Origin of the sequence: Pseudoalteromonas tunicata (assembly GCF_002310815.1) — a bacterium.
Lineage (GTDB): Bacteria > Pseudomonadota > Gammaproteobacteria > Enterobacterales > Alteromonadaceae > Pseudoalteromonas > Pseudoalteromonas tunicata.
This window is the reverse complement of record NZ_CP011032.1, coordinates 1026026-1051047: the sequence shown is the minus strand read 5'-3', so window position 1 is coordinate 1051047 and position 25022 is coordinate 1026026. Positions and strand designations below refer to the sequence as shown.

The 25022-nt window shown below is 39.7% G+C and carries 19 protein-coding genes, 6 tRNA genes and 1 other RNA gene; 10 read left to right on the top strand and 16 right to left on the bottom strand.

Annotation, left to right across the window (positions count from 1 at the left end):
* Nucleotides 1-10: 10 nt before the first annotated feature.
* Nucleotides 11-259 carry a DUF2024 family protein gene (locus PTUN_RS04855; RefSeq protein WP_009838576.1) on the top strand — a complete coding sequence of 83 codons (249 nt, stop codon included), beginning with the start codon at nucleotides 11-13 and terminating at the stop codon, nucleotides 257-259.
* A gap of 77 nt (nucleotides 260-336) precedes the next feature.
* On the opposite strand, the gene PTUN_RS04850 is transcribed toward PTUN_RS04855, so the two are convergent.
* Genes PTUN_RS04850 through PTUN_RS04835 form a run of 4 tightly spaced genes read right to left on the bottom strand, consistent with a single transcriptional unit; the run spans nucleotide 337 to nucleotide 4599 of the window.
* On the bottom strand, nucleotides 337-1527 hold the full coding sequence (locus PTUN_RS04850; protein ID WP_009838575.1) for an FAD-dependent oxidoreductase: 1191 nt from the start codon (nucleotides 1525-1527) through the stop codon (nucleotides 337-339).
* Nucleotides 1524-2717, bottom strand: a complete 1194-nt coding sequence (gene ubiH, locus PTUN_RS04845; protein WP_009838574.1) for a 2-octaprenyl-6-methoxyphenyl hydroxylase — start codon at nucleotides 2715-2717, stop codon at nucleotides 1524-1526. Before ubiH ends, PTUN_RS04850 begins: the two co-directional genes overlap by 4 nt.
* A 1-nt stretch (nucleotide 2718) precedes the next feature.
* Nucleotides 2719-4020 carry a Xaa-Pro aminopeptidase gene (gene pepP, locus PTUN_RS04840; RefSeq protein ID WP_009838573.1) on the bottom strand — a complete coding sequence of 434 codons (1302 nt, stop codon included), beginning with the start codon at nucleotides 4018-4020 and terminating at the stop codon, nucleotides 2719-2721.
* 12 nt (nucleotides 4021-4032) lie between these two features.
* Nucleotides 4033-4599, bottom strand: coding sequence for a UPF0149 family protein (locus PTUN_RS04835; RefSeq protein WP_009838572.1), 567 nt, complete (start codon nucleotides 4597-4599; stop codon nucleotides 4033-4035).
* A gap of 183 nt (nucleotides 4600-4782) precedes the next feature.
* On the opposite strand from PTUN_RS04835, the gene ssrS reads away from it, so the two are divergent.
* A non-coding RNA gene (gene ssrS / locus PTUN_RS04830) (6S RNA) lies at nucleotides 4783-4965 on the top strand.
* Nucleotides 4966-5144: 179 nt separating this feature from the next.
* Here ssrS and PTUN_RS04825 read toward each other — a convergent pair.
* Genes PTUN_RS04825 through PTUN_RS04815 form a run of 3 tightly spaced genes read right to left on the bottom strand, consistent with a single transcriptional unit; the run spans nucleotide 5145 to nucleotide 11013 of the window.
* Nucleotides 5145-8273 (bottom strand): efflux RND transporter permease subunit, encoded by a 3129-nt coding sequence (locus PTUN_RS04825; protein WP_009838571.1) that lies wholly within the window; start codon nucleotides 8271-8273, stop codon nucleotides 5145-5147.
* Between the two features lie 42 nt (nucleotides 8274-8315).
* Nucleotides 8316-9611: an efflux RND transporter periplasmic adaptor subunit gene (locus PTUN_RS04820; protein ID WP_009838570.1), complete on the bottom strand. Its 1296-nt coding sequence runs from the start codon at nucleotides 9609-9611 to the stop codon at nucleotides 8316-8318.
* 4 nt (nucleotides 9612-9615) lie between these two features.
* Nucleotides 9616-11013, bottom strand: a complete 1398-nt coding sequence (locus PTUN_RS04815; RefSeq protein ID WP_009838569.1) for an efflux transporter outer membrane subunit — start codon at nucleotides 11011-11013, stop codon at nucleotides 9616-9618.
* 341 nt (nucleotides 11014-11354) lie between these two features.
* Here PTUN_RS04815 and PTUN_RS04810 point away from each other — a divergent pair, with 341 nt between their 5' ends.
* Together PTUN_RS04810 and PTUN_RS04805 are read left to right on the top strand one after the other, a co-directional pair.
* On the top strand, nucleotides 11355-11663 hold the full coding sequence (locus PTUN_RS04810) for a hypothetical protein (RefSeq protein ID WP_009838568.1): 309 nt from the start codon (nucleotides 11355-11357) through the stop codon (nucleotides 11661-11663).
* 133 nt (nucleotides 11664-11796) lie between these two features.
* On the top strand, nucleotides 11797-12114 hold the full coding sequence (locus tag PTUN_RS04805) for a hypothetical protein (RefSeq protein WP_040643932.1): 318 nt from the start codon (nucleotides 11797-11799) through the stop codon (nucleotides 12112-12114).
* Nucleotides 12115-12372: 258 nt separating this feature from the next.
* Here the strand turns inward: PTUN_RS04805 and PTUN_RS04800 are convergent.
* The 6 genes from PTUN_RS04800 to PTUN_RS04775 form a co-directional block, all read right to left on the bottom strand.
* A tRNA-Phe gene (locus tag PTUN_RS04800) sits at nucleotides 12373-12448 on the bottom strand.
* A gap of 8 nt (nucleotides 12449-12456) precedes the next feature.
* Nucleotides 12457-12532, bottom strand: a tRNA-Thr gene (locus PTUN_RS04795).
* Nucleotides 12533-12609: 77 nt separating this feature from the next.
* Nucleotides 12610-12685 (bottom strand) — tRNA-Phe (locus PTUN_RS04790).
* 8 nt (nucleotides 12686-12693) lie between these two features.
* Nucleotides 12694-12769: transfer RNA gene (locus PTUN_RS04785), tRNA-Thr, on the bottom strand.
* Between the two features lie 77 nt (nucleotides 12770-12846).
* Nucleotides 12847-12922 (bottom strand) — tRNA-Phe (locus PTUN_RS04780).
* Between the two features lie 8 nt (nucleotides 12923-12930).
* Nucleotides 12931-13006: transfer RNA gene (locus tag PTUN_RS04775), tRNA-Thr, on the bottom strand.
* Nucleotides 13007-13447: 441 nt separating this feature from the next.
* Here PTUN_RS04775 and PTUN_RS04765 point away from each other — a divergent pair.
* Nucleotides 13448-16156, top strand: a complete 2709-nt coding sequence (locus PTUN_RS04765) for a hybrid sensor histidine kinase/response regulator (protein ID WP_009838565.1) — start codon at nucleotides 13448-13450, stop codon at nucleotides 16154-16156.
* A gap of 47 nt (nucleotides 16157-16203) precedes the next feature.
* Here the strand turns inward: PTUN_RS04765 and PTUN_RS04760 are convergent, their stop codons facing one another.
* Nucleotides 16204-16470 carry an oxidative damage protection protein gene (locus PTUN_RS04760; RefSeq protein WP_009838564.1) on the bottom strand — a complete coding sequence of 89 codons (267 nt, stop codon included), beginning with the start codon at nucleotides 16468-16470 and terminating at the stop codon, nucleotides 16204-16206.
* A 28-nt stretch (nucleotides 16471-16498) separates the two neighbouring features.
* A complete protein-coding gene (gene mutY / locus PTUN_RS04755; protein ID WP_009838563.1) occupies nucleotides 16499-17569 on the bottom strand; it encodes an A/G-specific adenine glycosylase in 1071 nt (356 codons plus the stop codon).
* Nucleotides 17570-17699: 130 nt separating this feature from the next.
* On the opposite strand from mutY, the gene trmB reads away from it, so the two are divergent.
* The 5 genes from trmB to arcA all read left to right on the top strand — a co-directional run bounded on the left by trmB (nucleotide 17700) and on the right by arcA (nucleotide 22683).
* Entirely contained in the window at nucleotides 17700-18425 is a 726-nt protein-coding gene (trmB, locus tag PTUN_RS04750) for a tRNA (guanosine(46)-N7)-methyltransferase TrmB (protein ID WP_009838562.1), read from the top strand.
* 65 nt (nucleotides 18426-18490) lie between these two features.
* Nucleotides 18491-19522: a methyltransferase gene (locus tag PTUN_RS04745; RefSeq protein ID WP_009838561.1), complete on the top strand. Its 1032-nt coding sequence runs from the start codon at nucleotides 18491-18493 to the stop codon at nucleotides 19520-19522.
* Nucleotides 19523-19723: 201 nt separating this feature from the next.
* On the top strand, nucleotides 19724-21343 hold the full coding sequence (locus PTUN_RS04740; protein WP_009838560.1) for a sensor histidine kinase: 1620 nt from the start codon (nucleotides 19724-19726) through the stop codon (nucleotides 21341-21343).
* A gap of 1 nt (nucleotide 21344) precedes the next feature.
* A complete protein-coding gene (locus tag PTUN_RS04735; RefSeq protein WP_040643931.1) occupies nucleotides 21345-21860 on the top strand; it encodes a YfiR family protein in 516 nt (171 codons plus the stop codon).
* Nucleotides 21861-21966: 106 nt separating this feature from the next.
* The gene (gene arcA / locus PTUN_RS04730) at nucleotides 21967-22683 is read left to right on the top strand and encodes a two-component system response regulator ArcA (protein WP_009838558.1); all 717 of its coding nucleotides are present in this window, start codon (nucleotides 21967-21969) and stop codon (nucleotides 22681-22683) included.
* Between the two features lie 7 nt (nucleotides 22684-22690).
* Here the strand turns inward: arcA and arcB are convergent, their stop codons facing one another.
* Nucleotides 22691-25003 carry an aerobic respiration two-component sensor histidine kinase ArcB gene (gene arcB, locus PTUN_RS04725; RefSeq protein ID WP_009838557.1) on the bottom strand — a complete coding sequence of 771 codons (2313 nt, stop codon included), beginning with the start codon at nucleotides 25001-25003 and terminating at the stop codon, nucleotides 22691-22693.
* Between the last annotated feature and the right edge of the window lie 19 nt (nucleotides 25004-25022).

Below are 25022 nucleotides of genomic sequence, written 5' to 3'. Positions count from 1 at the left end.
GAGAAAAGCTATGCATGTTCATATTTACGATACCCATGTCACTACCCGCACAGGACAATATCTACACTTTGATGTATTAGTGGATGATGCCAACGTGCCCCATGTCGCCCGTTTTGCAGAAGCTTACTTAAAATCGCTAGGCATTATTGACAGTCAGATATCACAAAGTCGGTGTAATTTTTGCCACAGTGAAATGGCAAACCCTGAAGTGCAACTGGCGATTCAAAACCAAGGTCACAGTATTTTAGTCTTGGCATAAAAATGGCGTAAAGCATAAAACAAAAACCGCATCACTGCGGTTTTTGTTGATTTAAGTTTGTTAATTAAAGTGACTGATTATTGCCCCAGCGCTTTATCAGCAAACAATTGCTTCAGTGGGCTCAGGTTATCAACCAAATTAAGCCCAACACCACGAATAAGTTTTTTAAGTGGATGCTGGCCTTCAAATAATTCTTTGAGCCCTTGCATCATCGCGATATGGGTTTGAGCATCAGCTTTGCGGCCACGTTCGTACTGGCGTAGTAGTTTATGGGGCGCAAATTCACCTTGTGCACTGCTTGTTGATGCCGATGCTAATAACTCAAGTAAATAAGCAGCATCTTTTAGCCCTAAGTTCATACCAAGCCCTGCTAACGGGTGAATAGTATGGGCGGCATCACCCATTAAAATAACTCGGTTATCGAGCCATTTGCGGGCATAACGCATTTTAAGTGGAAAACTTTGCCGAGCACTGACAACTTCACATAAACCGCATTGCCCATCAAATTCGGCCATGAGCGCTTTATTAAACTCGCTATCGTCCATAGCTAATAACGCTTGAGCGCGCATCGGCGACGTTGACCACACAATTGAGTGAGTATTCGCTTCAGGCAGTGGCAAGAATGCTAATGGCCCATCGGGTAAAAACACCTGACGCGCCACATTATGGTGTGGTAACTGGGTTTTAATAGTTGCAACAATGGCGTGATGATCATAATCCCAAAACGTAATCGGCATTTTATATTGCTGGCGAATAGCTGAGTTTGCGCCATCACAGGCCACCAGCAGCTTTGCAATAATGGGAGTGCCATCTTTAAGGGTTAAAAAGACATCGCTATCACTTTGGTGAATTTGCTGATACGGGCTATCAAACAAAACCGTTGCCAAAGGCTGCTCGTCAAGTGCGGCTAATAAAGCGTGGCGGATCACATCGTTTTCGACGATATGCCCTAAATGGGTTAAGTCTTGTTCTTGTGCGACAAACTCAATTTTGCCAAATGAGTCTTTATCGCGCACATCCATTGTGGTGTAAGGCTGCGCTCGTAAATCTAACATCGCTTGCCATACGCCAAGCTGCATAAATAACGCTTGGCTTGCTAAACTAAGCGCACTCACACGTAAACTAAACTCAGCTGCTTTGCTGTTAGGCGCACTTAAACGCGGCGCACCATCAATTACCACTACGCTAATACCTTGTTTTACCAAACCCAATGCCAGTGTTAAACCAATGCAACCTGCACCCACAATACATACTTGGCTTTGTTTCATGTTTTTAATCCTTGGCGGGTATGCCCCATTAATTGCTTGGCTAATGGTTTTTTAAGGCCCTTGCTCAGCTCTAAACTTAATAAACCAATACTGCGCCCAAGGGCAATAAAACGAGCGCTATTTGAGAAGAGTTTGACTAGCGAATCAGTTAAACACAGCACAGTACCAATATCTTGCTGCCTTTGCTGTTGGTAGAGCTTTAATACTGGATAAGTACCAATATCGAGGCCTTGGTTATGTGCGGTTTTAATTAAATCGACCAGTAATTGAATATCTCTCACCCCCAAATTAAAGCCTTGCCCAGCAATGGGGTGAACAGTGTGAGCCGCATTACCAATTATTGCTGTGCGATGCGCTATAAATTGACTCGCTTGACCTTTAGTAAGTGGATACTGTGCTTTAACGCCCACTTTAATAAAGTGCCCAGCGCGATAACCAAACGCCTGTTGTAATTGCGTTAAAAACTCGTCGTCACTGGCCTGCATTAAATCGGCCACTGCATCAGGGTGCACGCACCACACCAAAGAATAACGATTTTGGCTCATTGGTAATAAAGCCATTGGCCCATGTTCGGTAAAACGCTCAAACGCACGCTGATGATGGCCGCCACTGACTTCAATATTGGCAATAATAGCGCTTTGCGGATATGACTCAGGTTTAAAGTCAATTTTTAACATGGCGCGGCTTGTCGATTGTGCACCATCGGCCACAATCACTAATTTAGCGCTCAACTGTTGGTTATCATTCAAAGTGAGAATATTTACATTGGCGCTCAGTTCGATTGCGCTCACAGTATGAGGGCAAAAAAGCGTAATGCCTTGCTGCACTAATTGTTGATGCAGCATAATGCCAAATGGTCTGACTTCGGCCACATATCCCAGTGCTGGCACTTGGTATTCTGCGGCACTGATATTGGTTTTACCAAAATGCCCACGGTCGGAGACTTGCACACTAGCAATTGTTTCAACATAAGGAGCACTTTGATTAAATAGCCCCAATTTACTCAGATACGTAGCACTATGATGGGCAATTGCGATAGAGCGGTCGTCAAAACTAGGTTGGGCGCTGTCGTTGGCTGTAAAGGCTTCGACCACGGCAATGCGCAGCTGTGGGCAGCTTTTTGCCAAACATAACGCTTGGCTTGCACCAATCAGCCCGCCTCCTAAAATAACCACATCAAACTGCTGCACCCTACACTCCTGCTTGCATAATAGCTTCAATCTCAGCGATGGTTTTTGGTACTAAAGCAGTAAGAACGATATGACCCGTTTGGGTAACCACAACATCATCTTCAATACGAATGCCTATGCCTTTAAATTGCTCTGGCGCAATGGCGTCAGCGGCAACATATAAACCAGGCTCAACAGTAAGCACCATACCTGGCTCAAACGGGCGGTCTTTTTCATCTTGTTTATAATCGCCAACATCGTGCACATCTAAACCTAACCAGTGACCAACACCATGCATATAAAACGCTTTATAGGCTTGTTTGCTGATAAGCTCATCAAGGTCACCTTGCAACAAACCAAGACTTATCATGCCTTGAGTTAATACGTTTATGGCGGCATCACCGACCATTTTTAGCGTATTACCTGGTTTTACCACTTCAAGCGCGGCTAACTGAGCATCGAGTACCAACTGGTATAACTGCTTTTGCGGCGCACTAAAACGACCATTAACAGGAAAAGTACGAGTAATATCTGCGGCATAACCTTGTAGCTCACAACCAGAATCAATCAATACTAAATCGCCATCGACAAGCACAGAACTATTTTCGGTGTAATGCAAAATATTGGCGTTATCGCCTGAACCAACAATGGTGCCATAGGCAGGATGGCGCGCACCATTCATCGCATAATGATGATGTATTTCAGCCTCAAGCTGATATTCTGTGGCACCCGCTTTAGCAAATTGCATGGCTCTAATATGCGCTTTTGAGCTGATATTTGCCGCTTCTTGCATTAGAGCAAGTTCAGCATCAGATTTAAATAAGCGCATTTCATGCACTAAGCTACGTACATCTTTAATGGTGTGCGGCGCTTTAAAGCCGCGCTTTGGACCATTACGTAACGTATTAATACATTGCCAAATTAAATCATCAAACTGGCCATCATTACCCTGAGCAAAATATAAGGTTGGATGACCATTAATTAACGCCAATAGTTTATCTTCAAGCCCATCAAGGCTATCGGCATGGTTAAAACCTAATTGAATTTGAGCTTGTTCAGGGCCAAGACGTCGTCCGCTCCAGATCTCAGCCATTTTATCTTTAGCGCGACAAAATAAAGTACATGGTTCGGCTAAATCAGGGGCCAGTACCAGGACCGCATCAGGTTCGTTAAATCCGGTTAAGTAAAAAAAATCGCTGTCTTGGCGAAAAGCATATTCGGTATCGCGACTACGAGTTTTTTCTTTTGCAGCTCCTATGATTGCGATGGAATTTGGTTCCATACTCGCAAGCAAACGTGCACGTCGTTGGATAAATTCGCTCATAAATAGGCTCTTTTAATGAATCGTTTTATTAGTCGGTGTACTTGTGACTTGTTTTTCACCTAATTCGGCAAAACATAACAAGGTTGAAATACGCACATATTCAATGATTTCATATAAACTTTGGCTGTCTTCTTCGGTCTCATCAAAATGGGTATCAAGTTTACTGATCTCAGTAAAATCTTGGATCACTTCTTTGACATCGTCTGACAAACGGCCGTAATCTTTTTGTTTTAAACCAAACCCCAGTAAAAAACCGGCAATCCAAGCAACTACCGCATTAGCTTGGTCGGCTAATGATTCGTCGTCATCGGGTAAATACAATTCAAAATGTAATTCGCGGTCGCTTAATTTGCTGGTGACTTGCTTATAAAGTTCAACTAAAAACGTTTTTAACTCAGTTTGAAAAGCCTGACCTTCATTAAATACATCACTTAATAAAGATAAATACTCAGTACTTTCAATTTCAAGGCCGCAGGCAAGTAGACCGCTAATAACGCCATGTACTTCTGAGGGCATAACAAACACTTGATGTTTTTCGAGCAGCAACTGTGCTTCTTGGTAGGTGAGGTTTTCGATCATTGTCGGTTTCTTAGCCAATAATTTGGGTTAACTATAAGCGCAATGCTACCACTGGGCTAGCAGCAACTCCAATAAATTAGCCTTAACAGTGCGATTTTAAAGCGTTTTGTTTATTTAAACTTCAGTTGGACTTTTTTTTGCAATAAAAGATAGAGCTTTGCAAATTGTCTTATATAATTAGGTTGTTCTCTGAGATGCAGGTCAGTGGGTTAAGTCCCTGAGCCGATAAATTTTTTGTTAGGGACGCAGTTTATTAGCTATTGTGCAAGCTCGGCATGTACCGAGAAGCCTGCGGCTAGTTGTTGTGTTCCGCCTTGAACCTTAGGGTTCAAGGGCTGACACCCGCAACCGCATCTTGGAGACACTTAATTTTCTCGTCTCGTGATTTCCCGCTCGTTTTTAGTTTTGTTATTTCTCTTAATTATTAAATTCCTGATAAGCTTTTTTGATCAAGCTTTGTTATTACAACTGACTTTTTAACTGATCAGAAAAAAAACCAAGTCTATCCGACTTGGCTTTTTAGCATTAAAGCTTAATACCTTTATCTAAACAGCTTTATCTACGCTGGAATAGTCACCTGTTTTACTCTTTGTAGAAAAAAGACCTTTCACTTTTTCGACCAAGAGATAATTCACAGGGATCAATAACAAGGTGATAAAGGTCGCAAATAAAATACCAAAACCTAACGAGACCGCCATCGGTATTAAAAATTGCGCTTGGGTCGATTTTTCAAACAATAACGGCATTAAACCAATAAACGTAGTTAAACTGGTAAGCATTACTGGGCGAAAACGCGATGCGCCAGCTGTGAGCACTGAATCCATCAATTCGCGCCCTTCAGCGCGTTTTTTATTAATAAAGTCAACCAATACCAAAGAGTCATTCACCACCACACCCACAAGCGCTAGCATGCCTAATAAACTCATAATGGTTAAATCCATACCCATAATCCAATGGCCCATCACCGCACCTATCATGCCAAATGGGATTACGCTCATGACAATTAAAGGCTGTAGATACGATTTAAATGGTATCGCTAACAAGGCATAAATTATAAAAAAGACAAATAACAACGCCCAAGTGAGGGAATCAAATGACTCACGCTGCTCTTTCGCTTCACCTTCTAATGAATGCGTAACGCCAGGATATTGAGCAACCAACTGATCTAAATACTCTTTTAAATCGGCTTGTAGCACTGTCATATTGGTTTTTTCTTTTTCAATATCAGCCCTAACATTCACAGTACGATAACGGTCAATTCGATAGATTGTTGTTGGGCTTTGTCCTGCTTTAAGTGTTGCAACATGAGACAATGGCACCGCACCACCACTTGGCGTATCGATTAAAATATTTTGCAAGTCGGCAATTGAGCGTCGCTCTTCAATCGGTAAACGCACCATAACCCGCACATCATCTCGTCCGCGCTGAATTCGCTGCACTTGTGAGCCAAAAAACGCGCTGCGAACTTGGCTGGCAATGGCAACACGAGTCAGTCCCAGCGCCTGACCTTGCGCTGTAAGCTCAATTTGCAGCTCTTGTTTACCATCAGATAAACTATCGGCAATATCAAAAACCGTCGGATAGGTGGCTAGGCGCTCTTTCACTCGTGCCGCCACCTCTTTGAGTGTTTCAAGGGATTGGCCATTTAACTGCACATCAATCGGATCGGATGAGCGACCAATTTCAGCCCTAAATGTCAGACTTTCAGCACCTGGAATAACGCCAATAAGATTACGCCATTCGGTCACTAACTCGCGTGATGTAATATCGCTTGAGCGTTGCTCTGGCGGAATAATTTCAAAGCGTACGCCACCTGAGTTTGATGCACCACCTCGCCCTCCCGTGGTGGCTAAAATATTAATAATGACGCTTTTGCCACTGTCTTCATCAATGTATTTTTCTTGTAGCTCATGCGCTTTGTCGGCCATTCTTAAAATGAATTTATTGGTCACTTCAAATGGCGTACCGGCAGGCAATGTTAAATTAACCCGTACCGTTTCACTTGGAATGCGCGGGAAAAAGATAAACTTAGTCCAACCGCTCGACATCAACGCGATAATAATAAAAAAGATGCCAACAAACCCCATCAAGGTACTCATTTTATGGCGTAACGCGACCTTAAGCAGTGGCTGATAATAACGTAAAATCGCATTTTCAAAGCCATCAGCAAAGCGTTGTTGCAGTTGCTCTAACTTGTTTGAACCTTGTTTTTCATGACGCATTTTTAAATATTTTAAATGCGCAGGCAGCACAAATTTAGATTCAATCAATGAAAACAATAAAACAGGGATAACAATAAACGGAATTTGCGCAAACAATGCACCACGCGCACCGTCAATAAAGGCGAGCGGTAAAAATGCTGCGACCGTAGTTAATACACCAAAAGTCACTGGCGTTGCGACCTCTTGTGTACCACGAATTGCGGCTTGCTCACCCGATTCAGCGGTTTTTAAGTGGGTATACACGTTTTCGCCGGTGACGATGGCATCATCAACGACAATACCAAGCACTAAAATAAAACCAAATAAGCTCATTACATTGAGTGTCACACCAAAAATTGGCATCGCGATAAATGCACCCATAAATGAAATCGGAATACCAATAAACACCCAAAAGGCAATGGCAGGGCGCAAAAATAAGGTCAACAGCGCAAGCACTAAAATACCGCCCTGTAAGGCGTTAGTCGTTAACGTGGCGATACGATTTTTTACGACTTGTGAATCGTCATCCCAAAAACTGAGCTCAAACCCTTTTGGCAATGAAGCTTGGCGCTGCTCAATATATTGTTTCACTTCATCGGCGACATCTATCGCACTTTGTTGACCAATACGATAAACATCAATAAACGCCGCTTGTTTGCCATTAAAACGCGTACGAACTGGGGTTTCTTCAAAATCATCTTTAATCACCGCAATATCACTTAAACGGATGATTGAACCATCGGGGTTGGTTTTAATCGCGATTTTGGCAAATTCATCTTTGCGATATGCTTGGCCTTTTGAGCGAATAAGTACATCACCACCTGAGGTTTTTAAATTACCCGCAGAAACATCAGTACTTGAATTGCCAATGGCAGCAGCCACTTCTTTTAACGATAGCTCGTATTGACGAAGGCTATCTTGCGATATTTCGACGGCTATTTCGTAGTCCCGTACACCACTTAAATCAACTTGTGTAACATTAGGCAGGCGCAATAAATCATCACGAACCGTTTCGGCAAATTCACGGGTTTCTTTTTCACCATAAACACTGGCAACTGTTACCGCTATTACTTCACGTTTACGCTCAGCTAAAGCCACAATGGGTTTTTCAGCATCCGCAGGAAAGGTATTAATCGCATCAACGCGACTTTTTATATCTGCTAACATTTCACGCGGATCGTATCCGGTGTCTACCTCGATGGTTACCGACGCAGAGCCTTCAGATGAACGACTCGATATTTGTTTCACCCCTTCTAAATCTTGCACCGCTTCTTCAATTCGAATAGCGACACCTTGTTCGGTATCTTCAGGGGTTGCGCCACGTAATGAGACACTGACACTAATGCGATCGGTTTGAAATGATGGGAAAACTTCTAAAGGAATTTTAGTAGAAAGGCTAAAAAGTCCCGCCAATAAGATGCAAATCATTAATAAATTTGCGGCAACATGATTTCGAGTAAACCAAGCAATCATACCTTAACCCCTTGATAATTTTGTTTGAAACCGAAATTCATCTTATTGACCTTCTCTTTGCGCACGGGCTTTTTTACGCTCAGCCATTAACTGCTCAACAGTGATCCCTCGCTCTTTGGCCATTTGTTCCAGTTTGGCACGACGCGCTGCTTTATCATCTTGTGGTGCAGCACTTGTATTTGCATTTTGCATTTTAACAGGGGTGCCAGAGCTCACTTGACCAAGAGGTGTGAGCACTAATTGATCGCCCTTTCCCAACCCCTCAGAGACAATAGCTTGTTCGGCATTTTGCCAACTTAAGCTGATTTCTTTGCGCTTTAAAACATCGTTTTCAACGGTATAAACATAACTGCCCTGATAAATGGCACTGTTTGGGATCACAATGACATCTGATAGGGTTTTGCCTTTAATTTTGGCGCTGACATATTGGCCAATTTTAATCGGTGAAATTTGGTTAAGTTTGGCCTGATACGGATCATCGATTTGAGCGACCACATAAAGTTGCTGTGATTGGCTATCAATGGCACTTTCGGTGCGCACCACTTGTCCTTGCCACGTTTGTGCTTGCACTAAATCTGATTTAAATGTGACATCACTACCGACTGGAGTCTGTGCGACATCGCGATACTGCTCAGGCAGTTTAATCAGTTGTAAGTCTTTATTTTTGATTGGAAGGCGAATTTCAACATAATCAACCGCATAAATATCTGCCAATTGAGTATTGTTGTTGACCACCTGACCTAAATCGACGTGTTTCTTTAAAATTCGACCAGCATACGGCGCAACAATTTGCGTACGCTCTAGAGTAAGCTGTGCTTTTTCAAGCTGGGCTTCTGCCGATAATACCTTGGCTTTAGCTGCTTCTAATTGCGGTTCACGCAGTACTAAGGCGTTAGCTTGTTGGCCATTGCCTAAGCGCTGCCAATCTGCAAGCGCTTGTTTTACTCGCGCTTGTTCTTCAAACAAGGCTTGTTTAGCCGACATCAGACTCGATTGCGCTATTTTAACTTCGGCTTTATGGTCTCTATCATCAAGTTTTACTAAAATATCGCCGGCTTCAAAAAAACCGCCATCGCGAAACTGACTACTTACTTCATTAATCTGACCACTGGCTTGCGCTACTAATACACTTTGAGTACGAGGCTGTACCACGCCAAAACTATCAATAACCACATCAAAGGTTTGGCCGTTAATAAGTTGTGTTTCAACTGCCATTTGCGCTGGTTTTGCAGCCATACCTCGAGCGGGTTTTGGTGGGTTATTTACTATAAGTGCAATTGCCGCAACAGCAGCAGACACAATGACCAGTGGTAATATATTTTTTTTATTTAATTTCATGGCGCTACTTAGCCTCTACGAGTTCAGATGGCGCAGAAAATGCGCCACCTAAAGCTAGGTGTAAATTAATGCGGTTACTTAATAACTGACTTTTTATTTGAATGACTGAACTTTGTGCATCAAATGCACGCTTTTGCGATTCAAGCACTGTGGTGTATTCAACTAAACCACTTTGATATTGCTCAAAAGCAAGCGTTTGCGCCGCTTCGGCATTTTCTTGTGCTCGCACCGTAGTGATATAACGCTGTTGTAAGCTTTGTTCTGTAGTAAGAGCATTTTCGACATCACTAAAAGCATTAAATAAAGTATCTAGGTAATTTTGTTCGCTGATTTGACGGTCTAAACGAGCGCGCTCTTGTTCTGCGGCTAATTTACCGGCATTAAAAATAGGAGCTGTAATATTGCTAACTAATGACCATGCAAGTGAACTTGGAGACAATAACTCTTTAAGTTCGCTGTCACTATTACCCAAAGAGCCCGTCAGTTTTAACGCAGGAAAACGTTGTTTGTGAGCATAAGCCACATTGGCATCTTTGGCTAAAAGCTGATACCAACTTGCAACTAAGGCTGGTTTTTTAGTTAAGAGATTAGCAGGCAAGCCTAAGCTAATTGCACTATCTAGTTTGGGCAGGTCGGCGTTTACGATTAACTCTCCCGCTGGATAAGCGCCGGTAAGTAGCTCTAAAATACGTTTTGCTTTAACTAACTCAGCTTGTTGTGTTGAGACGCGTGAAAGCTCGTTATTCACTTCATTACGCGTTAAATATACATCAAGTGCCGAATTAAGACCTTGCTCATAACCTGATGCGATAATAATTAAGTTTTGCTCAGCATTAGCGGCTCGCTTTTGATACAACTTAAGCAGTTGTTCAGCCTCAATAATTTTAAACCAAGCTGTTGCCACTTGGGCTACAAGACTTTGCTTGGCTTGCATAAATAGCGCTTGCTCTGCTAAGAAATCTAAATTAGCTTGGCGATCTGCATCTGATAACTTACCCCATAAATCAAGTTCATAACTAAGATTTAGATTTAAGGAATGAGTTGTTGTCAGCGTTTCTGTTTGGGTATTTTTAGTGCGCGATGAGCGTAGTGAAACATCAAAGGAAGGCCAAAATACAGCGCCACTACTGATAAGTTGTTGCTCTTTAATGGCAACTTGAAACGCTTTTGCTTGCAAAGCATAGTTTTTATCTAATGCTTGATGCACTAATTGCATCATGTTTTCATCACCAAATTGAGCTAACCAATTATCTTGTACCGTCATAGATTCTGATTGTTGTTGCCAATTTGCAGGTAAATTTATCGATTCTTGATAATTTTCGGCTAACTTGGGAATATTCATACAGCCCGATAAAGCTAAGCAAATACTCAACACTATGGGTTTTTTTAATAAAACGCCCATTTCATTTTCCTGTTAATAGATATTGCAGACAGGCTAAGTGTACTGGCTCAGTTTCTTAGCACTCAACAAACTTTACATAGACTTACATTCAGCCGGTTAATTTAGATCAATTTTAACCAATGAATTATTTACATTTTCTAAACTTGTTTTAACAAAAAAATCCCAATGTTAATAAGCAACGGCGTACTTTAGCTTATTCAACAAAGTGATGATTATCTGAAAATGCTAAATATAAAGGTGCAAGCGAGTAATATGAGGCAGGAATATTCTCGAGTGTTGAGCTTGAACTTTATACAGGGGATGATTTTTGATTGTCATAAACATCACGTAGGGACTTAACCGTGTTACTTAAATGGGTTTATCTATTTTTAAGCGCATGTTGTATTGCAAGCGGTTGTTATCACGACAGCAATCATGAGAACACAATACAAAAAAGTGAATATCATGCTGAGCAGCTACAAAAGCCAAGTTCGGCCTGCGCTTTATTAACGTTTAAAACCAAACAAGTATCTGTTATAGCTGATGTGTTTAATCTTATTAATTCACAAATAACTGACTTTTATCTTTCTACATACCCGCTAATCCAAACACCATATTACGCTTTATTTTTACAGCGTTTTTTGATCAAAAAACAACTGCAAATCCAATAATCGATCAACCTACCTACAAATAATTATCGGCTGATTTGAGCAAGTTAAATTAATACGAAACCTAATTTAACTGCTTAATAGCTTTTGACAACATCATGTTCAATTTTAAATCACCTATCACATCGAGATGACTATGATCATTGCTCCTTGTTATATCAACACTCTTTTTTATGCCATAACACCTTATTTTACGGAGCAAAATATACTAGAACTCAAACTTTTCATTATTTACTTACTACCTGTGAGCTTTTTTATTCTTTTTTCATGTAGTTTTAGCCCATTAATCAAAGCGGCAAAAAAACAAAAAGCGCTAGCTTTTACTTTAGGGTCGATTGTGCAAATGGTGGTGCCCGATCCGTATGTGGAACGGACAATAAAAATTGTTATTGAACAAAAACAAACTAAGCGAGACCAAGCACAGGCTAAAGAAAGAGAAGGTAAATCACCCTAGTTAGGGATAAAATCCATTTAGGCGACTGATTTAAACGCTAACAGCATTAGATTAACGCACAATAGACCCGCTCTTGACGTGCCAATCTGCTTCGTTACTTTTAAAAATCTCGGGATAAAGATAAATAAGTTAGATGTTTACTTTTAATTCAATATGTTGAAAGAACTATTATCCAGAACTGAGGTTAAATATAACAATGGGAGCTTTTACGCTTTTTTGGGCATAAAAAAAGCCAAACTAATGTTTGGCTTAAATTAATGGTGCCCAGACCCGGAATCGAACCAGGGACACGAGGATTTTCAATCCTCTGCTCTACCGACTGAGCTATCTGGGCTTTATAAATGGTGCCGATTAACCGAGTCGAACGGTTGACCTACTGATTACAAGTCAGTTGCTCTACCAGCTGAGCTAAATCGGCACACTAAAACGGTTTGTACTCTTCCAAGTACCTTATGCCACTATTACAAGCACCATAAATCAATTCTTTATTAAGAATGGTGCCCAGACCCGGAATCGAACCAGGGACACGAGGATTTTCAATCCTCTGCTCTACCGACTGAGCTATCTGGGCTTTATAAATGGTGCCGATTAACCGAGTCGAACGGTTGACCTACTGATTACAAGTCAGTTGCTCTACCAGCTGAGCTAAATCGGCACACTAAAACGGTTTGTACTATTAAAAGTACGTTATGTCGCTAATTAAAGCACCACAACTTAATTCTTTATTAAGAATGGTGCCCAGACCCGGAATCGAACCAGGGACACGAGGATTTTCAATCCTCTGCTCTACCGACTGAGCTATCTGGGCTTTATAAATGGTGCCGATTAACCGAGTCGAACGGTTGACCTACTGATTACAAGTCAGTTGCTCTACCAGCTGAGCTAAATCGGCACACCAATCTGATTTCACTAATCTCTGGTTAGATTAATGGTGCCTCGGCCCGGAATCGAACCAGGGACACGAGGATTTTCAATCCTCTGCTCTACCGACTGAGCTATCTGGGCATGCGGCGTATTAGACGTTTTTTGCTTTTCTAAGTCAACACCTTTTTTATCAACAAAGTTTGTTTGCGCGATTTTCAAACAATATGATTATTAAGTGATTCATTATTGGCGAAATAACAGTAAATAAGGTGCTATTAAGGTGGTTTTTACTATGCTCAATAAACAATAGTTTTGGCTCAATGACGTCAATGAATGTTGTAAAAAACAAAATAGTATTAAAGTTTCCAATAAAAATAGTCACTTAGTATTAGACTCTGTTAATAAATTACAATATATTCGTACAAATCATCGAGTATAAAAATAAAGCAACTAGGGAATATTAACAAATATGAGCAGCCGATCTCTTTTTCCAATTAAAGGATTGCACAGCTTAATTGCTGTATTATTTGTATTAAACTCCGGTCTCATTTATTTGAGCTCCACCTTTTATCCTGTTAGCCATAATGACTTAAATGAAAGCCAGTTAATTGATATTGCAGATAAAATTGATAGACCACTAGCAGACTCCATTAACCTATTTGGTTACAATACGGCTATTCAAATCCTTTTTTCAGCCAAAGCGATTAATCCATCACTAGACTTTCATCTTTATAAAAAAGTCAAAAATGATGAATTACAACTTGTTAGCCAGACTTTAACCAAACAATTAATTCCATCCTTACTTAATAAAACCATTGACTTACCAAACATGCTCATCCGCCAACATTTACTTGAGGTAAATGGCAACGTTATGGGGCTGCTGGTGATTGAATACACGCGCAGTGAAAAAAATTACACCTTATTTGCTCTCATGGCGACCTTAAGTTTTGCAATGTTCATTTTAACTTTGGTTGTACTGCCTATATTTGTAAATAAGCGTATTAAAGAAAACACGGCTCGCCTAGAAAATGAAATAAATCTAATTACCGATAAAAAAGATTACCACTTAACTGTATCTACTGATTTAGGAATTGGCCTAAATAAAATCGCAATATTAATTAATCAGCTCTTAAATAGCGTCAAAGAAAGTGAATCTCTGCATTTAGTTGCCGAAGATAAATTGCATGGCTTACAACTGAGCCTAGAAAACCAAATAATGAGCCGTACTCAAGAGCTTGAAAAAGCAATCACCAGCGCTCAGCAAGCAAATGAGACCAAAACCACCTTTTTAGCAACAATGAGTCATGAAATTCGTACCCCAATGAATGGAATTATCGGCACCATTGACTTACTTCGTCACACTGAATTGTCAGGGCCACAAGTTCGCTTAAGTAGTATTATTCGCGATTCAGCCTTTTCATTACTGGGCATTTTAGATGACATCCTTGATTTTTCTAAAATTGAAGCAGGTAAGCTTAAAGTTGATTTAATTCCACTTTCAGTGCAACAAATTGTTGAAGAAGTGGCCCGTGTTATGTCTTCGATTGCTCATAAAAACGCTTTAGAACTGAATCTCTTTATCGACCCTAATATTCCTGAAGGGTTACTTGGAGACCCAATTAGGGTGCGCCAAGTGATTTATAACTTATGCAGCAACGCAATTAAGTTCACAAACTCGACCAATGACAAACAAGGCAAAGTATCGATTGATGTTACATTGAGTCAAAAAACTCATGATTTTAATACCGTCGATTTCAAGATAAGTGATAACGGTCGCGGTATGACCAAACAACAACTTGGCCGTATTTTTCAACCGTTTAGCCAAGCAGAAGATAGTATTACCCGTGAGTTCGGCGGAACAGGTCTTGGTTTATCAATCTGTAAAAGTTTAACTGAATTGATGTACGGCCAAATTAAAGTTACCAGTGAACCAGGTATTGGGAGTGAGTTTTTAATCTCAATTCCTTTCACCTTAGGTGATGAAGCGAAAGTTGAAAATAAAAACCGTTTAAGAGGCAAGCACGTTGCCCTTTATAGCCCTGACAAGCTAAAAAATCAGCAACTTAAGCATTACTTAGATTTTTTAGGGGCAACAGTATTTGAATTTACCGAACTTGAAGAAAGCAATAGCTGGCAGTCAACAGAAAAATTAATTTGGTTACTCGATGGTGTCAGCGATATGGAAGCCATCAATAAACAACTGCGCCGTTTAGCTTATTTATTAGAAGAGCATAACCAACAAGTGATTGTGCTTAGTAAACTCAGTGAAGCTAAATTGACTTGTAAAAATGTATTTTACTTAAATGCATTACCTTTATGTAAAAGTAATTTATTTAACTCTTTATTAATTGCCGCGGGGCTACACCAACCAAAAGCCATCCAGTTGGCCAAAGCAATCAACCAATATCAATCTGTTGAAAGCGCGTTAAAAAATAATCAGCTCATTTTACTCGTTGAAGACAATATAATGAATCAGCAAGTGATCACCGACCAACTTCACCTACTTGGCTATGGTGTAGAAGTTGCAAATGACGGTGAACAAGGCTTTGAGATGTGGCTTAAAGGTAATTACTCTTTAATTTTAACTGACTTACACATGCCAAAAATGTCGGGCTACGATTTAACTAAGCGCATTCGTCAAGAAGGTCCATATCGTACAGATTTAACCAAAGACAGTATAATCATCGCAATTACAGCTAACGCCCTTAAAGGTGAGCGCGAGAAGTGCTTAGCCTATGGTATGAACGACTACATAACTAAACCTGTAGAACTGAATGTATTAGAAAAAATAGTCACACAATGGCTCCCGATAGAAGCGCCTAAACAAACCCCAGCCCCAGTGAACTTAGAGCGACTCACCTCTTATATAGGGGAAGATAAATCTCAACATCAACACTTTTTAACCATGTTTCTTGAGCATGGAAATAGCATAATATTGCAAATTAAAAATGCGGTTAAACATGACCAAACTGATGAAATACAAGCTGTTGCTCATCAATTAAAATCGATAGCTAAAACAATCGGTGCTTTTAAGCTAGCTGAATCAGCTAATTTATTAGAACTTGAATGTGAAAAACCTACGGTAGAGCCCCACGCGGTTGGGCACCTAAGAGATGATATTGAACAACACTTTTTTGAAGTTCAAGAGTATATAAATCAGCTACTGCAAAAAGAGTAATATTGTTATTAACAATAAAACAAAAAAGAGAGCTTTCGCTCTCTTTTTTATACTGGTTTGTAGCCTTCAATCTCGACGTCTTTACCTTCGAATAAAAAACCAACCATTTGTGTTTCTAAAAAACTACGATGTTCTAAATCCATCATATTTAGGTGTTTTTCATTAATTAGCATTGTTTGTTTGTGTTGCCATTGAGCCCAAGCTTCTTTCGAAATATTGTTAAAAATTTTCTCGCCAATCTCACCTGGATAAAGTTGAAACCCTAAACCTTCGGCTTCTTTTTGTAATTTTTGACAAAAAACAGTACGTGCCATGGTATATCCTCAAAAGTCTAATTGGGGGTTATTCTAAAACCGTTTTCGCTTTAATGAAATCTTTTATCAATTTCTTTGTTGGCGTTGCCAAACCTACTTTAGGTTGAAGGGTTAAATTATACCAAAGTTGACCGGCGTCATTGATGCTAAGCGGTTGTTTATTGAGTTCTACAACAACCGGATTAATAGTTAATTTAAAATGGCTAAATACATGAGTAAAGCTATCTTGATAAACCACTGAATCGTTTATTTGATGCTGCGCTAGGTACGCTTGCATTAATTCTTCGCTCTCAAATTCAAAAAAACAGTGTAACCCTCCCCAAATTCCTGCATTTGGGCGCCGCTCCATTAATACACTTTGTTGGTACTTTAAAATCAACATATAACATGATTTTAGTGGCACTTCTTTTTTTGGTTTACTGTGAGGGAATTGTTTAACCAACTGGTTCTGATAAGCCCCACAAGATGTATTTAAAGGACATGGGTCACAATCAAATTGGCTACGCGAACATAAACTAGAACCCAAATCCATCATTGCTTGGTTGAATTGAGTTACATTATTAGCTGGCGTGATTTGTTCCGACAAGCGCCATAAAGTATTCTCTACGGCTTTATTTCCATACCAGCCTTCAACCATAAAAAAACGCGCCAAAACACGCTTAACATTGCCATCTAAAATTGGGTGATGTTGCTGTAATGATAAAGATAAAATAGCTCCAGCGGTTGAGCGCCCTATTCCCGGTAACGCAATAACATCATCAATATTTGTTGGAAACTGCCCACCGTAATTATCAACAATTAGCTTTGCTGTTTTATGTAAATTGCGGGCTCGCGCATAATAACCAAGGCCAGTCCAATGATGTAGCACTTCATCTTCTGGTGCGCAGGCTAACTCCTCAACAGTCGGGAATCGAGCCATAAAACGTTCGAAATAAGGGATAACAGTGGCTACTTGAGTTTGCTGTAGCATAATTTCAGAAACCCATACTTTATAAGGTGTTTTAGCTAATTGCCAAGGCAAGGTTTTACGGCCATAACACTCATACCAAGCAACAACCTGCTCAGAAAACCAAGTTGCTAATGAATTTTTAATTTCCACTTATTGTTTCATCACATAATAAATTTTTGCGTCAGTCTATTGCGGTCAATAAAAAGGTCAAGGTATTTACTTGTACTTGAGGGATCGAAAAGGGATAATACGCACCCAATTTTGACCAGGTAATTTAGATATGAGTGAACAGCTTAAAAACTCGCTTGAACAAGCAGAGCAAGACGGAAAATTTATCCGCACCATCCGTAGTTTTGTTAAGCGTGAAGGTCGTTTGACTAAAGGCCAAGCATGCGCCATTGAAGAAAATTGGTCAAAGATGGGCTTAGAGCATAAAAATGGCTTATTAGATTTCACCGAAATTTTTGGCAACAGCAACGACGTTATTCTTGAGATTGGCTTTGGTATGGGCAAATCCCTAGTTGAAATGGCTAAAAATGCACCTGATAAAAACTTTATTGGTATTGAAGTTCACCGCCCAGGTGTTGGCGCATGTTTAGGTGATGCAGCTGAAGCTGGCATTACTAATTTACGAGTATTTGAACATGATGCAATTGAAGTTTTAGCTGACTGTATTGCAGATGGTTCTTTAGCTGGCTTACAATTATTTTTCCCTGATCCTTGGCATAAAACACGCCACCACAAGCGTCGTATTGTGCAACCCGCATTTGCACAAAACTTACGCACTAAACTTAAGTTAGGCGGTGTGTTTCATATGGCAACTGATTGGGAAAACTATGCTGAGCACATGCTAGAAGTAATGCAGGTCGCTGAAGGCTATAAAAATTTATCTCAAGAAAACAATTATGTACCACGCCCAGAGTTTCGTCCTCTGACTAAATTTGAACAACGCGGCCATCGCTTAGGCCATGGAGTTTGGGATTTAATGTTTGAGCGCATCGCTTAATCATTTTCATTTAAAGCCATTTTAAACCTTAAAATGGCTTAACTAGCAGCTAAATCGAGAAAAACATGAGCCATTTTACCAATCCTAGTCAAGTATTGCTTCGCAATGAAGCTGCACTAATCGCAGATTCAATCTTAGTAATTAACTTTGAACAAGATATGTTTCTCTCACAATTAGCCAATATCAACCCGAACAGTAAAATAACCGCTTACACCAGCAATTTTGCCAATGCTGCTTGGGCAAAATCAGTAAGCAATATCGATATAGTGCTTGATGCACAATTACCAACTTCATCACCAGACTTAATTATTTATTATTATCCAAAGGCCAAGCCTGAAGCATTAATGTGCTTAGATAATATCGCTGCAATCAGCCACGAAAATACCCGGCTCCTGATAGTTGGTGATAATAAAGGCGGTGTTAAATCAGCAGAAAAACAACTTAAAGGCAAAGCTCAATTTTGTAATAAAATTGATTCTGCTAGGCATTGTAGTTTGTATCAGTTTATTGGCTTAACATTACAAGATAGCTTTTTACTGACTGATTATCAAAAAACATTCCAAGTCACAATTGCAGATACGACTATCGACGTTATAAGCATGCCTGGAGTGTTTAATCATGGCGAGCTTGACCATGGCACCGCACTTTTGCTCAAAACAATGACCACGCCAGATGCAGGAACAGTACTGGACTTTGGTTGTGGCGCAGGCATTATTTCGGCTTATTTAGGCAAGAAAAATCCAAAACTGGAGTTTATTTGTATAGATGTTAGTGCATTTGCCACTACAGCGACTGAGTTGACCCTTGCGGCAAACAATATTAAAGGCGTTACTTTATTAAGCAACGGGTTAAGTGAACTCAAAGATAAAGTAAACCACATTGTAACAAATCCACCTTTTCATACCGGCCTAAATACTGATTATCAAATTACAGAAACTTTTATTAAAGAAGCTAAACGCTTTATGCAGCCTAACGGCTCATTAAACCTTGTTGCTAATAGTTTTCTCAAGTACCAACCATTTTTAGAACAAGAGTTTGGTAGCTATACTCAAACAGCTAAAAATAATAAATTTACCGTTTATTATGCTAAAAGCTAATGTTACCCCTGTGCTGTTTTAGATAAAAAACAGCATATTTACTTTTCAAGCGCTTATCTTACTTGCTAAAACGCCTAAGTCTATCTAATGTCTAGCTATATTTAACCAATCTTTTTTGCCATAAGTAATATTATTGCTAATTTATACATTTAGCTTTAACATCAAAAAAGTGAATTAAAACATAGGCTATCCTATAACTATATGCTTGCTGCCGGCAGTACCACGAGTATAAGAAAAGCGCTGATCAGAACAGTAATGCTGATCACCACCTTATGCCTAATTTTATCTATTTCTGTATCAACTTACCTTGATATCGAAAAGCAGCGTAGCTTTGCTCTAGAAAAACTTGTTACCTATGCCGATATTATCGCATTTAACGCTCAAGTATCACTTCTATTTAATGACCGAGAAACTGAACAAAAGCGCTTAGAGGGCTTTAGAGCTGCGACCGTTATTGAAAACATACATATTTACAAAATCGATGAATTTACTGACGAGATTACATTTTTCACCAGTTTTAGCGCGACCAACATCCCCCCTATTCCCACTCGTGAAAATAAGTTAGTTGGCGCAACAAAACCCGTTTTTATCGAAAATCATATCGATATCGTACGCCCTATCGCTTTTGAAGGGATAATTCAAGGCTATGTATATATCCGAGGAGGGATGACCGCCCTTAATGACTACATAAGGGAAAAATTGATCATCAATGTAGTTGTTGCCTTATCTGTTCTAACGTTGGTTTTTTTGATCACACTTCGTATTCAACGTAGATTTACGCAACCTATAGAAGCACTATCGAAACTTGTTCAGGATGTTTCTCGCAATAAAAACTATGATGTTCGAGCGCCATATGCGGAAATTTCAGAATTAAACCAATTAGGTAACAATCTAAACATTCTCTTTTCGCGCACCCAAAATCAACTAGAAAGGCAGCGTAAAGATGAGCTAGAAATTCGCCAGCTCAACCAAAATCTAGAAGAAAAAGTTAACCATAGAACCATAGCACTTAAAGAAGCCAATCAAGAGCTACTCAATACTCTTGAACGCATGCATCAATATCAAAATAAAATTGTTGAAAACGAAAAAATGGCCTCTCTTGGTCAAATGGTTGCAGGCGTTGCCCATGAGGTTAATACACCTATAGGGTTAGGCGTTACCAGCTCAACCTTGCTAAGAGATAAACTTTTTGAAGTACAAACAGCTTTTAAAAATAAAACGCTCACAGCATCGCAAATGGAGCGCTTTATTAACGATGGCATTGAGAACTTAGATCTTATCTATCGCAATTTAAATAGAGCAGCTAATTTAGTTTCAAGTTTCAAACAAGTTGCAGTTAATCAAGATACTGAATTAAGTACTAAAGTAAATATTCCAGAGCTCTTTAACAATGTGCTTCTGACCATGAAAACTGAACTTAGCGCCACAGCTCACAAAGTTAATATTGATTGTCCCTCTCATTTAATTATTCAATCTAAAGCTGGCCCACTGCAATTAATACTGCAAAATTTAATTAGTAACTCGCTAATTCATGGGCTCAGCCCAGAGTCTCCAGGCAATATTAAAATTGAAGTAAAACAGAATAAAAAAGGAGTCAGAATTGATTATTTCGATGATGGCAAAGGGATGCCTAGTTTCATTCGTAAAAAAATATTCGATCCTTTTGTAACAACGCGTCGCGGTGAAGGCGGTAGCGGCTTAGGCATGCATCTCGTTTATAACTTAGTTACACAAGCACTTAATGGCTCAATTGTACTGGTTGATGAGCATGAAAAAGGTGTTCATTTTATTATTGAGCTACCTCTGGATGAGGGGCGTTGATATGAAATATATTCTTTGCGGCCTGATCCTAATCATGAGTTTTACAGCACAAAGTAAAACAATTGAAGAAGTACGTTCTGCATTTATTTATCAATTGTCTAAATTTATTGAATTTGCCAAACCCATTGATAAGGGTGTGCAATTTTGCTTTTTTAATGATGAATCAGGTCCAGCTCTTTCTTTAATGAATCGCAAAGAGCTTTTAAGTCATAACAAAGAAATTGTGGTAAATATAATTAAGAATTTTTCGAATGTGACTGAACTTAATCTAAACTGCAATATCATATATGTTGATGATAAAAGCTTCTCGGCCGTTGACGCTCAATGGCTCAGTAAAATAGATAACAACATTGTAGTAATTGGTGAAACTGTTAATTTTTTAGAGCTTGGTGGCTTGGCTGCGTTAATCAAGGAAGGGAATAAAATAAAACTTTACATAAACAGAGCTAAGTTAAGTGAAAGCCAAACAAAAATAGGCTCTCGATTACTCGCCCTCGCTAAGTTTTTCCCCGAGTAATTTTACTTGTTAACATTTAAAATAGCCCCTATAATCTGCCTATCTACGTTCAATTAACATTTTTTAAATTAATTGTAAACAAAACTTTTCCAAAAGGTTACTAAAAATGCAAACGCCTGTCATTCTTATCGTTGAAGATGAAGACGTAACTAGACTAAACTTAGTTAGTTTATTCGAAGCTGAAGGATATAAAGTTATCGAAGCCATTGATGGTGAAGATATGCACGCAAAAATTTCAGCAAATGATGATATCAATTTAGTTGTGATGGACATCAACTTACCTGGTAAGAATGGACTCATCCTAGCTCGTGAATTAAGACAGAAACGTAACATCGGTTTAATTTTTCTGACCGGTCGTGACAACGATGTCGATCGTATTCTTGGACTAGAAATTGGTGCTGATGACTACATCACAAAACCATTCAATCCAAGAGAACTTACAATCAGAGCGCGCAACTTACTGACTCGCACAGCTAGCTTAGCTGAAGAAGGTGAAATCAGTTCTGATGGCGTTTTAACCTTTAATGGCTGGGAACTTGACGAAAACAGTCGTTGTTTAACCTCACCAAATGGTGAAGCAAAACGCTTACCTAAAGGTGAATATCGCGCATTACGTTTAATGCTTGACTCACCAGGTCGTATTTTTAGCCGTGAGCAGCTAATCAAGCATATGACGGGGCGTGAATTACGCGCTAATGACCGTACTGTGGATGTAACTATTCGCCGTATTCGTAAGCACTTCGAAAGCGATGAAAGTACAGCAGAGCTAATCAGCACAATTCACGGTGAAGGCTACCGCTTTATTGGTAAAATCGATAGCTAATTATTAGTTAGCTCAATTTTGCTAAGTATTCTTGAAGGGCGTCGAGCCCTTCTTTTATTTGTGCTGGTAACTGCTCTATCCATAATCCTAACTGTTCGTTTGTACTATCGAGTGCTTTATCTTCCATTAATTTAGCTACTTGTTGTACTTTTAGCAGCCCTACAGAACCTGCAGCGCCTTTAAGCTTATGCGCAACAGATTTATACTCTTCAAGATCATCTTGCTGCAAAGCAGTTTCTAGCTCAGTTACATACTGAGGCCATAATTTATGAAATAACTGACTACTTCTTGCAAAGATGCTTACTCCCATAGATTCTACAAAGTCATTGATAGTTTCTAGCACCAACAAATCATTAGACTCAACTTGCGCTATAGGCTTTGGTAATTCGACCTCAATTGTTCGTTCTTTCTTATCAGAGAACAAGTCTGAAAACATGCGATCAAGTTTGAGTGTACTAATAGGTTTAGCTAACGCGCCTTGAATTTTAATGCCTGCTAAATCCTCTTCAGCTCTTCGAACATTAGCTGTCAATGCCACTATAGGTAAATGATCAAAGTTAGGATCTGAGCGAATAATACGAGCAACCTCATCACCATTGATGTCTGGCAACTGCATATCAAGCAAAATCAAGTCCAAATCATCTTCTGTTTCTACGAACGCGAGTGCATCTTCACCTGTTTCAGCCCACAGAACTTCATGACCGCGTTGCTCAAGTAGATTAGTCGCGATCTCAGCGTTTAAAGGCACATCCTCAACTAATAAGATGTTTAACCCTCTTCCGCTGTAAGAGGCAACCTGAGGCGCTGCCGACAACTTCAATGGGACTTCGATTCGAAAGCGACTGCCAACTGACTGCTCACTAAAAACTTCAAGCTTGCCACCCATAGCGGTAATTAATGCTTTTGTGACCGCAAGCCCGATACCTGAACCTAATGCATTGCCACCATTTATATCTGGTACTTTATAATACATATCAAAAATTCGCTTTAAATGCTCTTGAGCGATACCAATACCAGAGTCAATTACCTCTATCACTAACCAGGTATCTTTGACTCGATATTCACGAATACAGCGCAGTTTCACCGAGCCTCTGGCTGTAAATTTCACAGCATTATTAATCAAATTCCACAAAACCTGACGTAAACGCGTCGGATCAAGCTGGGCATAAATATCCAATACCCCTTGTTGCTCGACTAAAAAATCCAAATCCTTTTGTTGAGCAATCAATCCACCGAAGTTAATTACGTCATTTAAGAAGTCCGATACATTAACACTTTCACAGGCTATATCGAGTTGATCACGATCAACTTTATCTAAATCAATAATATCATTGAAGATATTACCTAAGGTTTCAGCACTTGAAAAAACTGTATTACACCAACTGCGTTGATTAGCATTTAAATCTGTTTCGAGCAACATCCGAGTTAACCCGACAATACCATTAAGCGGAGTTCGTAATTCATGACTTAATGTGGCAATAAACTTGCCCTTATCTTTAAAGGCCTGCTCCAATGCTTGTTCAGCTTCTTTACGACTCGTGATATCACGCCCAAAACCGAGTAAGCCGATATACTCTTGTTTTGCATTAAAAAATGGGACTTTTCGCATTTCAAACCAACGCACTTCACCATTTACCGGATACTGCACATCTAAGGTTAATGATTTCTGCTGTTGCTCCACTTCTTTATCAGTATTGAGTACCGAAGGTAATATTTGTGAACAATATATTTCTTCAGCTTTTTTACCAATTAATTGCTCAGCGGGGATCCCCATAACCTCAGCAAACATTCGATTACAACCAGCAAAATTTCCGTGGTCATCGCGGTAATAAAATAAATCAGGGGAGGAATCAACAATTGAGCGTAGCAATACGCCTTGTTCTGCAAGTTCAAGCTGGGTTCTTTTACGTTCCGCGATTTCTTTACGAAGCTCATCAATGGCACGACGTTTTGCTTGAAAAGCCATTTTTCGCTCATCAATTTCACTATTCAAACGCTGAATATTATCGGTTAAAGTTTGATTAAGCTGCTTACCTTGTAAGGTCGCATTTTCGAGGTAAGCAAATGAAGCGTGAAGCTGCTGGGTAAGCTCAATAATGACATAAACAAAAAACGGTGCCGTTAAAGCAAAAAACACCATCACACCAAGCACATTAAACCAAGCGATGGCGCCATCAAGAATATAATAATAGGTAGAAGAAAGAATAAGTGCACAGACTAAACAAAAAAAATAGAGCAGTACACTTGAGCGCATCACGCCGAGTTTAGCAACAAAGGCAGATATTAAACGAGCCCAAGGGCTTAACGACGATTCAATCATATGTGAGTCATGCTCTTTC

Excerpts from the sequence above, each read along its gene's own strand:
- PTUN_RS04855 (WP_009838576.1), top strand. The coding sequence starts at position 11 with ATGCATGTTCATATTTACGATACCCATGTCACTACCCGCACAGGACAA.
- PTUN_RS04850 (WP_009838575.1), bottom strand. The coding sequence starts at position 1,527 with ATGAAACAAAGCCAAGTATGTATTGTGGGTGCAGGTTGCATTGGTTTA.
- pepP (WP_009838573.1), bottom strand. The coding sequence starts at position 4,020 with ATGAGCGAATTTATCCAACGACGTGCACGTTTGCTTGCGAGTATGGAA.
- PTUN_RS04835 (WP_009838572.1), bottom strand. The coding sequence starts at position 4,599 with ATGATCGAAAACCTCACCTACCAAGAAGCACAGTTGCTGCTCGAAAAA.
- PTUN_RS04825 (WP_009838571.1), bottom strand. The coding sequence starts at position 8,273 with ATGATTGCTTGGTTTACTCGAAATCATGTTGCCGCAAATTTATTAATG.
- PTUN_RS04820 (WP_009838570.1), bottom strand. The coding sequence starts at position 9,611 with ATGAAATTAAATAAAAAAAATATATTACCACTGGTCATTGTGTCTGCT.
- PTUN_RS04815 (WP_009838569.1), bottom strand. The coding sequence starts at position 11,013 with ATGGGCGTTTTATTAAAAAAACCCATAGTGTTGAGTATTTGCTTAGCT.
- PTUN_RS04805 (WP_040643932.1), top strand. The coding sequence starts at position 11,797 with ATGATCATTGCTCCTTGTTATATCAACACTCTTTTTTATGCCATAACA.
- PTUN_RS04765 (WP_009838565.1), top strand. The coding sequence starts at position 13,448 with ATGAGCAGCCGATCTCTTTTTCCAATTAAAGGATTGCACAGCTTAATT.
- PTUN_RS04760 (WP_009838564.1), bottom strand. The coding sequence starts at position 16,470 with ATGGCACGTACTGTTTTTTGTCAAAAATTACAAAAAGAAGCCGAAGGT.
- trmB (WP_009838562.1), top strand. The coding sequence starts at position 17,700 with ATGAGTGAACAGCTTAAAAACTCGCTTGAACAAGCAGAGCAAGACGGA.
- PTUN_RS04745 (WP_009838561.1), top strand. The coding sequence starts at position 18,491 with ATGAGCCATTTTACCAATCCTAGTCAAGTATTGCTTCGCAATGAAGCT.
- PTUN_RS04740 (WP_009838560.1), top strand. The coding sequence starts at position 19,724 with ATGCTTGCTGCCGGCAGTACCACGAGTATAAGAAAAGCGCTGATCAGA.
- PTUN_RS04735 (WP_040643931.1), top strand. The coding sequence starts at position 21,345 with ATGAAATATATTCTTTGCGGCCTGATCCTAATCATGAGTTTTACAGCA.
- arcA (WP_009838558.1), top strand. The coding sequence starts at position 21,967 with ATGCAAACGCCTGTCATTCTTATCGTTGAAGATGAAGACGTAACTAGA.
- arcB (WP_009838557.1), bottom strand. The coding sequence starts at position 25,003 with ATGATTGAATCGTCGTTAAGCCCTTGGGCTCGTTTAATATCTGCCTTT.